Annotated in this window: 10 protein-coding genes; 2 read left to right on the top strand and 8 right to left on the bottom strand. The window is 64.0% G+C overall.

What is annotated here, in order from left to right; genetic code table 11:
• Positions 1-831, bottom strand: an 831-nt coding sequence (locus tag VJ307_06350) for an Nramp family divalent metal transporter (protein ID HJX73761.1), incomplete at its 3' end; no start/stop codon positions are given.
• Between the two features lie 172 nt (positions 832-1,003).
• Here VJ307_06350 and VJ307_06345 point away from each other — a divergent pair.
• A complete protein-coding gene (locus VJ307_06345; protein HJX73760.1) occupies positions 1,004-1,192 on the top strand; it encodes a hypothetical protein in 189 nt (62 codons plus the stop codon).
• A 168-nt stretch (positions 1,193-1,360) separates the two neighbouring features.
• Here VJ307_06345 and VJ307_06340 read toward each other — a convergent pair whose 3' ends face one another.
• The 4 genes from VJ307_06340 to VJ307_06325 all read right to left on the bottom strand — a co-directional run bounded on the left by VJ307_06340 (position 1,361) and on the right by VJ307_06325 (position 5,968).
• Positions 1,361-2,287 (bottom strand): cation diffusion facilitator family transporter, encoded by a 927-nt coding sequence (locus VJ307_06340; GenBank protein HJX73759.1) that lies wholly within the window; start codon positions 2,285-2,287, stop codon positions 1,361-1,363.
• Positions 2,288-2,564: 277 nt separating this feature from the next.
• The gene (locus VJ307_06335; GenBank protein HJX73758.1) at positions 2,565-3,929 is read right to left on the bottom strand and encodes a hypothetical protein; all 1,365 of its coding nucleotides are present in this window, start codon (positions 3,927-3,929) and stop codon (positions 2,565-2,567) included.
• Positions 3,930-4,448: 519 nt separating this feature from the next.
• Positions 4,449-5,279, bottom strand: a complete 831-nt coding sequence (locus VJ307_06330; GenBank protein HJX73757.1) for a hypothetical protein — start codon at positions 5,277-5,279, stop codon at positions 4,449-4,451.
• 50 nt (positions 5,280-5,329) lie between these two features.
• A complete protein-coding gene (locus tag VJ307_06325) occupies positions 5,330-5,968 on the bottom strand; it encodes a hypothetical protein (GenBank protein ID HJX73756.1) in 639 nt (212 codons plus the stop codon).
• Positions 5,969-6,032: 64 nt separating this feature from the next.
• Between VJ307_06325 and VJ307_06320 the strand changes: the two genes are divergently transcribed.
• Positions 6,033-6,323, top strand: a complete 291-nt coding sequence (locus tag VJ307_06320) for a hypothetical protein (GenBank protein ID HJX73755.1) — start codon at positions 6,033-6,035, stop codon at positions 6,321-6,323.
• Positions 6,324-6,380: 57 nt separating this feature from the next.
• On the opposite strand, the gene VJ307_06315 is transcribed toward VJ307_06320, so the two are convergent.
• The 3 genes from VJ307_06315 to VJ307_06305 all read right to left on the bottom strand — a co-directional run.
• Complete coding sequence (locus tag VJ307_06315; GenBank protein ID HJX73754.1) at positions 6,381-7,709, bottom strand: sigma-54 dependent transcriptional regulator; 1,329 nt, start codon at positions 7,707-7,709, stop codon at positions 6,381-6,383.
• On the bottom strand, positions 7,702-8,940 hold the full coding sequence (locus VJ307_06310; GenBank protein HJX73753.1) for an ATP-binding protein: 1,239 nt from the start codon (positions 8,938-8,940) through the stop codon (positions 7,702-7,704). Before VJ307_06310 ends, VJ307_06315 begins: the two co-directional genes overlap by 8 nt.
• A gap of 169 nt (positions 8,941-9,109) precedes the next feature.
• The coding region (locus VJ307_06305; GenBank protein ID HJX73752.1) for a pyridoxal-phosphate dependent enzyme at positions 9,110-9,970 on the bottom strand (861 nt) is incomplete at its 5' end.

Genomic DNA, 9,970 nt, shown 5'->3' with positions numbered 1-9,970 from the left:
GGCATACTTTCCGGCGAGCGGCGCCAGGGCGAGGGCGGCGTCCTTGGCGTCGTTGATGTGAATCCCCTGCGCGAACATCGTCGCTCCGCACGCGACGATGATCGAAAGCGCCACGATGTCGGTGACGAAACAGCCGATGATGACATCCGCTCTGCACAGGGCGTAGTCCTCCACCGGGATGTGCTTTTCCACGACCGCGGACTGCAGGTAGAACTGCATCCACGGGGCGATCGTCGTCCCCACCATGCCGATGAGCATGATGACGTAGGCGCTGTCCATCTGCAGCACGGGAGTCACCAGGTTCCGCGCCACCGTCCCCCACTGGGGGTGGGCGAAATAAGCGGACACCGCGTAGGTGAAGTACAGGGTGCTCGCGATGAGGAAGATCTTCTCGACGATGCGGTACGTCCCCTTCACGACGAGGAACCAGACCGCCATCGCCCCGAGGGGAACGGAGAGGTACTTGCTGACCCCGAAGATCTCCAGGGCGGCCGCCCAGCCGGCGAATTCCGCGACCGTGTTGCTGATGTTGGCCAGGAGGAGCGCGATGAGCAGGAAGAAGGTCGGCCGGACCCCGAATTTCTCCCGGATGAGGTCCGCAAGCGTCTTCCCCGTGACCACCCCCATCCTCGCCACCATCTCCTGGACGACGATCAGTGCGGCCGTGATCGGGATGAGCGTCCAGAGGAGGGAGTACCCGAAATGCGCGCCGGCGATCGAGTAGGTGGCGATCCCCCCGGCGTCGTTGTCGACCGATGCCGTGATGATCCCGGGGCCCAGGATGGCCAGGAAAACGAAAAACCTCTTCTTGTCGGGGCGACGCCAGCGCATGGAAATGCCTCTCCCGGGACAACCGGTCAATTTTTCGAAATTACCATACCCGTCGGGAACTTGCCTCAAGAAAGGGGAAGAGCGCGCGGCATATCCTCCCTCCGGCGGTATTGGTATAATGAACATCCCACCAGGGGGCGATCAACGGGATGGACCGAAAAGGAGGTGCCCCATGGAACTCCTGCTGACCAACATGGAAATCCGGGCGCTGAAAGAGACTCTGGAAACGGAGATATCGCATCTGCGGATGGAGATCGCGGCGGCGAAGGACCTGAGGGCGCGGGAGGATATGGTCATGCGGAAGGAACTCCTGCTCTCGATCCTGGAGAAGCTGCCCGCCGCCGTCCTCGACGTGGCGTAAAGGGCGGGGACACTCCTCTACGCTGGGGGGGGACACTCCTGATATGCGGGGACACTCCTCTCCCGCATCCCGGAGATGAATCAGGAGTGTCCCCGGTGAGAATGTCCCCCTTGGGAGTGTCCCCGGTGAGAATGTCCCCCTTTGGAGGTGTCCCCGATAAAGGGCAGGTCAGTGCGAGTGGCCCGGCAGGTCGTCGTGTTTGTGGGACGGCACGCCGTGGGCGAAGACCCCCGAGGCGTGCGCCGGGTCCACGTGGATCGTCGCATCCGACAGGTACCGGAGGCGGTGGAGCATCCGGTGGCGGACCTCCGTCGCGATCGCGTGCCCCTCGCTCACGGACCGTTCGCCGTTGACGGCGAGGTTTACCTCCGCGTACATCCGGTGGCCCGCCCAGCGGACCCGTACGTCCGATACCTCCACGACTCCGGTTACGGAGGCGGCGGCCTCCCGGATCTCCCCGACCGCAGCCGGGTCGGATCCGTCGAGCAGCCGTAAGAAGATCTCTTTCCCCGTTTCCCACACGATCCGGAGGATCATGGCGGTGATCAGGAGTCCGACCGCCGGGTCCGCCATCGGGTATCCCAGCCAGACGCCCGCCGCTCCCAGGAGGACCGCGAGGCTCGTCAGCGCGTCCGCATGCGCGTGCCGTCCGTCCGCCACGAGCGCGGCGCTCCCGATCTCTTTTCCGACACGCACCCGGTAGATGGCCACCGCCTCATTTCCGAGAAAGCCGACCACCGAGGCGGCGGCGACCGCCCAAAGGTGCTTGACCGGCGCGGGGTTCACGAACCGGCGGACCGATTCCGCCCCGGCCGCGATGGCGCTCGCCAGGATGACGCCGACCACGATGACCCCGGCCAGGTCCTCGACGCGTCCGTACCCGTAGGTGAACCGGTCGTTCGGGCCCTTGCGGGCGAGACGGAAGGCGATCCACAAGGGGATGGCGGTTGCGGCATCCCCCAGGTTATGGATCGTGTCCGCGAGGAGGGCGACGCTGCCCGTGAAGAGGACGACGACCGCCTGGCAGGCGGCTGTCGCGAAGAGGGCGGCGAACGACCACAGGACGGCGCGGGATCCCTTCCCGGTCGTCCTCACGACCGGATCCGCGGAAGGATGGCGATGGCTGTGCGCGTGTAGGACCATTCACGTAAGATTCAGGGAACGGAAGGGAGGAGCGTCGGCCGGTCGTTCCCTTCCCGTAGTTCTTTCTATCGATCGTATAGGGAAGCAGAGGAAGAAAGCAACCGCGCCAACCTGTTCCGCAGGAAGGAGGATGCGGCGGGAAGCAGGCGATTTCCGGGAGAGCGGTAAGTGAGAACCGGTGGACGCCGGAGATGCGTCCGGCGTCCACCTTCCCCCGGGGTAGTGTGGTCTACCTCATTCCGCCGTCCATATGCACGGGCGGCTCCATTGGCCAGTCGATGGGATCGTGGGAATGTTGCATTCCGTCGTGGCCGAAGCCCTCGACGTAGCCGTGTCCGGTAAGGTCGTTGACGCCGTCTCCGTCGACGTCGCGGAAGGCGTCGTTCCTTCCGTCCCCGTCCCCGTCGACCCAGCCGAAGCCGTGCCGGAACGGCACGCCAGTTCCGTCGTCGATCCCATCGCCGTTTGCGTCCACGTGGGGTGCCTGGGATCCGTACCGGTAGTGCATCCCCGAATGGGGCCCTATCTGCGCGTCTACGACCGTGTCCCCGTCGACATCCGTGAAACGGTCGTTCCTGCCGTCGTGGTCGTCGTCCTTCCAGCCGAAGCCGTGGCCGTAAGGGATCCCCGTGAGGTCGCAGATCCCGTCTCCGTCCGCGTCTTGGAAGAAATCGTTCACGCCGTTCCCGTCCAGGTCGACCCAGCCGGGCATAGCGACGTATGGCATCCCGGTGACGTCGTTGATCCCGTCCCCGTCGGTGTCGCGGAAGAGATCGTTCACGCCGTCCCCGTCCCCGTCTTGGTATCCGAAGGGGTGGCCGAACGGCATACCGCTCACATCGCAGATCCCGTTTCCATCCTCGTCCCGGAACCGGTCATTCACGCCATCGCCGTTTCCGTCCACGAACCCAAAGCCGTGGCCGTAGGGCATCCCCGTAACGTCGTTGATCCCGTCCCCGTCCGCGTCGCGGAAGAGGTCGTTCCTGCCGTTCCCGTCCTGGTCCGCGTAGCCGTGGTCCATCATGTAGGGATAGCCGGCGAAGCGCGCGTTGTTATCGCAGATGCCGTCCCCGTCGGCGTCGACGAAGTTGTCGTTCACCCCGTCGCCGTTTCCGTCCATGAATCCGAACCGGTACCCGTCGAAGCCGGAAATTTCCTCTATGTGACCGTTCCGGATCCTCACGGTCCCCATGTCGAGCCCCCGACCGTCGAGCATCCGGAAGGGGACTTCGACGACTTCCCCCAATCCCAGGTGGACGAAAAACGAGTGGTCGCCATCATTGACCTGCGTGGCCTCGAACCGTCCGTCTAGGGTGACGTGGACTGGAGTCACCCCGTCGAGCGAGACCGTCGTTCCCGCGGGAACGGCAGCCGTGTGTGCTGAACCGTAAAGGAGGGCGAAGGTCTGCGCCGATGACGCCTGGGCTGCGTCGAGGGTGCCGACGACGGTCTGCGAAGCCGGTAGGGCGGTACCGGGTGGGGAAGGAGCGAGGGCAGTATCGCCGCTGCCGGACGATCCGCAGGCGGAAATGGTGAACATCAATCCCAGAACCAGGAGTGTCGAAACGCCTTTCGGAAACTTCTTTCGATCCATCTTTTTCTCTCCTTTTCTTTTGATTCATCTTGAAGGTGCGCAGCGTACGGAAAACGGGCCGCCCGTGGATGGGAGGCCGCTGGCCCGTGCATCCCCGGTCGTGGCTTCAGGGGAGCGAAGACGACGGCCTGGCCGGTTCATCCATACAGCACAAGACAGCACAATGTGTGCCATTGGGTGAGGGAAGGGGGGAATCTTCGGGATCTATCCTGCAATGCTCGAATATTCCTGCGCTTTCGCTCCAGACGGACGGACCGTCCCTCTTTCGTGTTCAGTAAGGGTGTTGCACGGTTCCCGGTTGGGTTCTCCCCTCCACGGATCTGCCGCCAACGGTCAGGGGTCACGTGTTTTTTCCGCGATTCCACGAAGTTGTGGTGTTCCCCCGCGGTCTTGCTGCAGATGCCGGGCGCCCCGATGCTCTCGAATCGGAAATCCTTCCGCCATGCAGGAACTGCATGGCGCAACGCAAAACCTGCATGTCCGTCCCTTGTGCTTCGGAGGAGGAGGGGAGGGAAAAAGTCAGAACCGGTGCCCCACGCCAAAATAACCTGCGTGGGAAGTGGATGTCCCGAGATCGCCGTCCATATTCGTGAAGGTATAGCCCGCCCGGGAGAAAAGGGATTTCCCCAAGAGGATGCCGATGTTCACTCCGACGGCGTGGCGGGTTACCCGCTCCCTTGCGACCTCCGAGTCGAATGCATCCGAGAACCTGTGGTGCTCTCCACCGGCTCCTCCTCCTGCGGGTTCGACCGTCCCGACTCCGAGGGACCGGAAGGAATCCCCACGGGAGAACTCATACCCGATTTCCGTTGAGGCTGCGGGCGTCCAGGCAAAGCCCGCGAAAATCCCCACGGCATTTCCCGTGTAGGAGAACGTTTCGACCTCCGCACGGCTGTCCGTGTACACGTAATACTCCCCGATGTAAATGTCGCGCCGGAGTCGATGCCTGAGGGCCATGCGTACGCCGAAGGAGACCGAGGACTGGTCCGAGTCGACGACGCTCTTCGCGCTCAGGAACGGAGAGGCCGAGATGACGTGGATGCTGCCGTACAGTAGGACGAGGCCCGGGGCGACGGTCGCCGACACGTATCCGAGGTCGGAAAATCGGGAAAACGCCGCGCCTTCCGCCGTCGTGCTCATGGTCCAGTCGAGACGGCGCTCCCCGGTCGGTCCACGGTCGAAGGAGACGTAGACGGAAAGGAACTGGTCGTTTTCCCCGCCGCCCGTATCCCGGTTGACGTTCGTGTCGAACCCTGCCTTCGCCCCCGTCTCCCAACCGGCGTAGACGGAGGAGCCGAGGATCAACCACAGCCCGATGAGACAGGCGGCGATCGTTCGCCCCGAGTACACGGGGATCCTCTTGGTTTTGTCATTCCGGCTATTTCCGCGTCCGCCCCCGCTCATCGGTGCCCCCCACCCATTCCGCCGTGCTCGCTTCCCATTCCTCCATTTCCGCCGTGCGTGGGAGAACCGAAACCGCCCCGCGTCCCAAAGGGGCCCTCACGAGGTCCCCTCCAGGCGGGATAGCCGTCGTTGTGCCGAAGGACAACGGATCGACCGGAGGGAAGGATCTGCATCTCCTGGGCGATAATGTAGAGGCGCCCATCCCTCCCGAGGGTCTTGGAGCCGAGTACGCGGACCTCGGTCCCGTCGGGAAGGTCGGCACCGGTGTCACGCCAGAACCAGGCCGGTGAGCCCAGGACGATGTAGGACTCGCGTCCCGCAAGCAGCCGGAATCGGACGGGGCCCCGCTCGGGACGGTCAAGTCCCTCCGCGCGGCCATGGATCTCGCCCACCGTGTTCAGGTCGAAGCCGCCGGGGTACTGGATGCCGCTTCCGGAAAGGATGGTGTCCTCTTCCGCCCTTGCCGTCCCTTCGAATACCGGGACGAGAGCGGCAATGGCCAGGAGTAAGAGCAGGGCGGCCCCTGCCGTCCTGCTCCGTCCGGCAGACCCGGCGCTACCTCCCCGAAGGAGCGCCGTATCCGCTTCCGTCTGTCGGGCGGGCGCCCAGGGTTCCTGTCCCGTCACCCGGTCCATAGGTGTGCCCCCTCTTCTCCATTGTCCCCGCGGATTCCCTGGCGGGATCGATGCGGAAACCATCATGCAGGCGCAGGCGATCCCACGTCCGGATCCTCTCAACGCCCCGGACCTGGTTGGTCGCACCGCTCATCCTCCCTCCCCCGCCCGGCCCCGCAAGGGCATCGATGGGCAGAGACGCCGCGGTGAGGAACGCTCCCGCCAGAATGGCCGCGCCGAGTTTTCTCTTCATCTTCGTTTCCTCCTTTCAGGGGGTCGTCTTCCACACAGGCAAGGAAGCAAGGAAGATGCCAATGTGCGGATGGAGGAAAACATGCTGAAATCCGGCTGGAATTATAATCAAAACCTGGAATGATCGCGCATCCGGTCCGCAATCGTTGCACCCAGGGGCGCAGGATTTGCACTCCCTCCATCAAAGGCCGTGCTCCTTGATCCGGTACTGGAGCGTGCGAACGGAGATCCCGAGACGTTCCGCAGCTCTCCGGCGGTTTCCCCCCTCTTCGTCGAGGATTCTCCTGATCGCTTCCCGCTCCTGCGTCCGGAGCAGCCCTTCCCCTGGGGGAGGGGAATCCGCCTCGACCTCGAGGTTCAGGTGGCTGACGTCGATATCGCCCCCAGCGAGGATGACCGCCCGCTCGATCACGTTCTGAAGTTCCCGTACGTTTCCCGTCCATCGGTACAGCAGGAGGGCGTTCCTGCCCTCGTCCGATATTCCGGGAACCGGTTTTCCGAACGATTCCGCGAATTTCCTCGAGAAGAACTCCGCTAGGGGGAGGATCGCTTCCCGGCGCTCCGAAAGGGGTGGAAGTGCGATCGGGAATACGTTGAGCCTGTAATACAGGTCTTCCCGGAACTTCCCCGAGGCGATCTCCGATTTCAGATCCCGATTCGTCGCCGACAGGATCCTTACGTCGATCGAAAGGGATCTCGTCCCGCCCACCCGCTCGAACTCCCTCTCCTGGAGAACTCTGAGCAGCTTCACCTGAACGGAAGGGGGGATATCCCCGATCTCGTCCAGGAAGATCGTTCCCCCGTCCGCCAGCTCGAAACGCCCTTTCCGGGAGGCCGTCGCCCCCGTGAAGGCGCCTCTTTCATGTCCGAACAGTTCGCTTTCGAGTAAGGCCTCGGGAAGGGCGGAGCATTGGACCGCCACGAAGGGGCCGTCCCGCCTCGGGCTCAATCCGTGGATCACGCGGGCCATGACTTCCTTCCCCGTTCCGCTCGCCCCTGTGATCAGAACGGTTGCGGGAGTGGGAGAGACCTCCCGAACCAGGCGAGACACCTCCTTCATTTTCTCTCCGAGAAAGATCATTTCGACGGGAGGAAACCGCTTGCCGACCTCCTCGGACAGAAGAGAGATCCTCTCCTCCTTTTCAGTCTCCCGGAGTACGCGGCGTACCACGTGCCGCAGGTCTTCGGGGCTGCCCAGGGGCTTCGTAAGATAATCGGCCGCACCGGCTTTCATCGCTTCCACGGCGTTCCCGATCGAGCCGTGTGCTGTGACGACGATCCACCGGCAATCCCGATTTGTCTTCCCGGCCTCCCGCATGAGGTCGATGCCGGACATGTCCGGCATTCTGAGATCGGTCACGACGAGGTCGAATTCTCCTCCGATAAGCCTGCCAAGGGCCTCTTTGCCGTCCTTCGCCTCTTCGATACGATACCCCTCCTCCGCGAGGACGGAGCAGAAGAAGGATCGCATCAATTCGTCGTCATCCACGATCAGGATGGATCTACCCATTTTTTTCGTTCCCCGCGCAGGGGAGGAGGATCGAGAGGGCTGCGCCTCCCCCGTCCCGGTTCGCCAGATCGATCGTGCCCCCCATCCCTTCGATAACCTTCTTCGAATAGGCCAGTCCCAGACCGGTTCCATCGGTTTTCGTGGTATGGAACGGAGTGAACAGGCGCCTCTTTTCGCTCTCCGGTACGCCTCCCCCCGTGTCCTCTATCCGTACGGCGACCCGGTTCCCCTCCCTGCGGGCGGAGATCCGCAGGCGGCCTTCCTCCCCCATGGACTGGATGGCGTTTCGGATTCCGTTCCCCAGCACCCGGAGAACCTTCTCCCGGTCCCCCATCGCCCGCACCTTTGGGTCGAGCTCGAGTTCCTCGCCGCCTTTCCAGCCGGCGGCGTCGGCCATAACCGCCTCCCGGACGATGCCGGCGATATGCAGAGGTCGAACATCGAAGGTTTCCTCCCGGGAAAAGAGAAGCAGATCCCTTACGAGCGCCTCGATGCGGCCGATCCCGCGAAGCAGAGCCGCGAGCCCCTTCTTCCGGGAGTCGGGCTCCTCCGTCCTTTCGTCGACGAGCTGGGCGAACCCTTTCACGCCTCCGAGAGCGTTCCGGATCTCGTGGGCCAGGGAGGCGGTCATCTGCCCGATGAGGGCCATCCGTTCCCGGCGGTCCGCCTCGGCCTGTAGTCGAAACTGGCGGGTCATCGTTCTCTCCAGCAAAATCCCGACCGCCCACAGGACAAGGAGCGCGAACCCGACCGTCCACCATATCCGCTCCGCCCCCTTGGTGATACGATCCGTCGGCGTCGCGTGGAGGACCAGTCGGAGAAACTCGTCCCCTCCACCGGTGCTTTGCAGTTGGTAATTGTACTCGTAAGCGGGGAGGCCCGTCCCGAGAGTTATCTGGCGGCCGAATGCGTTTCCGGATCCGAACCAACCCGGGGGAGGGGGGTCCGAGATCCGCGTTCCGGGCAGGGAGGGGTTCGTGTGAAATATGATGGTCCCGTCACTCCGGGAGATCAGCGCGTATGCCACGACCCTGTCCGACAGGATCTCCCGGACGTTCCCCCTCGGGCCGCTTGCGGGGCCCGCGCGGAGGGCGGACTCGGTTGCGACGGAAAGGGCCACGGCAGTACTCTCCAGCGACTGGCCTGCCAGTTTACGAACGGCCCGGGCGTTCTGCGCCGTCGTGTACAGGACCGCCGCGGAGGCGACGAGAAGCAGGAAGAAGAGCAGCATCCGCAAAGCGTGCGTTAAGGGAAGGCGTATTGCCTCTTTCCGGTCTCCCGGCCGCATCGCGTTCGGTTCCATCGTTGCACACACATCTCATTATAGGTCGGTTTGCACGTTATCGACACGCAATGCAGGGGACTGCCCCTCATGATGCTGCAGCGAACCACCCGGAGATTCAAGTCGTCGATTCGAATCCCTGCTCGGAAAGCCGCGAGGCGAGTATTTCCCCGTGGGCGCGGTCGCGCGTCTCGAGGAGAAGAACAACGGTCGAGTACCCAAGCGGGCAGTCGGGCGGAAGACGGTCATGCTCGATGCTGACCACGTTCGACCGCTCCCTCGCGACCGCAGAGAGCAGGGTGGCCAGGGCGCCGGGCCGGTCCGGGATGAGGAACCGGAGGCGGACGAGCCGCCCCGAGCGGAACAGCCCTCTCTCGGTGATCTGGGAGAGGAAGTTGACGTCGATGTTCCCCCCCGAGAGGACCATCACGGCGGGGAATCTCGTGGGCGGGCGCTTGAAAAGAAGCGCCGCCAGCGGGGCGGCTCCCGCCCCCTCCAGCGTGGTCTTCATCTCCTCGAGGGCGTACAGGATCGCCGCGGCGATCTCCTCGTCGTCCACGACGACGACGTCGTCGACCCACCGCCTTGCGGCCTCGTAGGTCCGCTCGCTCAGCGACTTCACCGCGATGCCGTCCGCGATCGTGCGTGCCTCCGGACAGACCACGGGCCTCCCCTTCTCGAGGGAGGGAAGGAGCGAAGAGGCCCCTTCCGCCTGCACCGCGATGAGCTCCGACTCCGGATACGTCTCCTTCACCGCGGCCCCGATGCCGGCCAGCAGCCCACCGCCGCCCACGGGGACGTAGATGGTTCCGGGCAGGCCGATCTCCTCGACGATCTCCATCCCCAGCGTCCCCTGCCCCGCGATCACCATCGGGTCATCGAAGGGATGAATAATCACGAGGCTTTCTTCCCCGGCGAGGGCGACGGCGTGCTTCGACGCCTCGTCGAAGGTCTCCCCGTGGCTGATGATGCGCACGTT

Source organism: Candidatus Deferrimicrobiaceae bacterium (assembly GCA_035256765.1).
In the GTDB taxonomy this organism is placed as follows: domain Bacteria; phylum Desulfobacterota; class Deferrimicrobia; order Deferrimicrobiales; family Deferrimicrobiaceae; genus CSP1-8.
This window is presented reverse-complemented; position numbering and strand designations above follow the sequence as displayed.

What these genes read in the sequence shown, in the direction of transcription:
- VJ307_06325 (HJX73756.1), bottom strand. Translation starts at nt 5,968, where the DNA reads ATGGACCGGGTGACGGGACAGGAACCCTGGGCGCCCGCCCGACAGACG.
- VJ307_06335 (HJX73758.1), bottom strand. Translation starts at nt 3,929, where the DNA reads ATGGATCGAAAGAAGTTTCCGAAAGGCGTTTCGACACTCCTGGTTCTG.
- VJ307_06345 (HJX73760.1), top strand. Translation starts at nt 1,004, where the DNA reads ATGGAACTCCTGCTGACCAACATGGAAATCCGGGCGCTGAAAGAGACT.
- VJ307_06315 (HJX73754.1), bottom strand. Translation starts at nt 7,709, where the DNA reads ATGGGTAGATCCATCCTGATCGTGGATGACGACGAATTGATGCGATCC.
- VJ307_06320 (HJX73755.1), top strand. Translation starts at nt 6,033, where the DNA reads ATGCAGGCGCAGGCGATCCCACGTCCGGATCCTCTCAACGCCCCGGAC.
- VJ307_06310 (HJX73753.1), bottom strand. Translation starts at nt 8,940, where the DNA reads ATGCTGCTCTTCTTCCTGCTTCTCGTCGCCTCCGCGGCGGTCCTGTAC.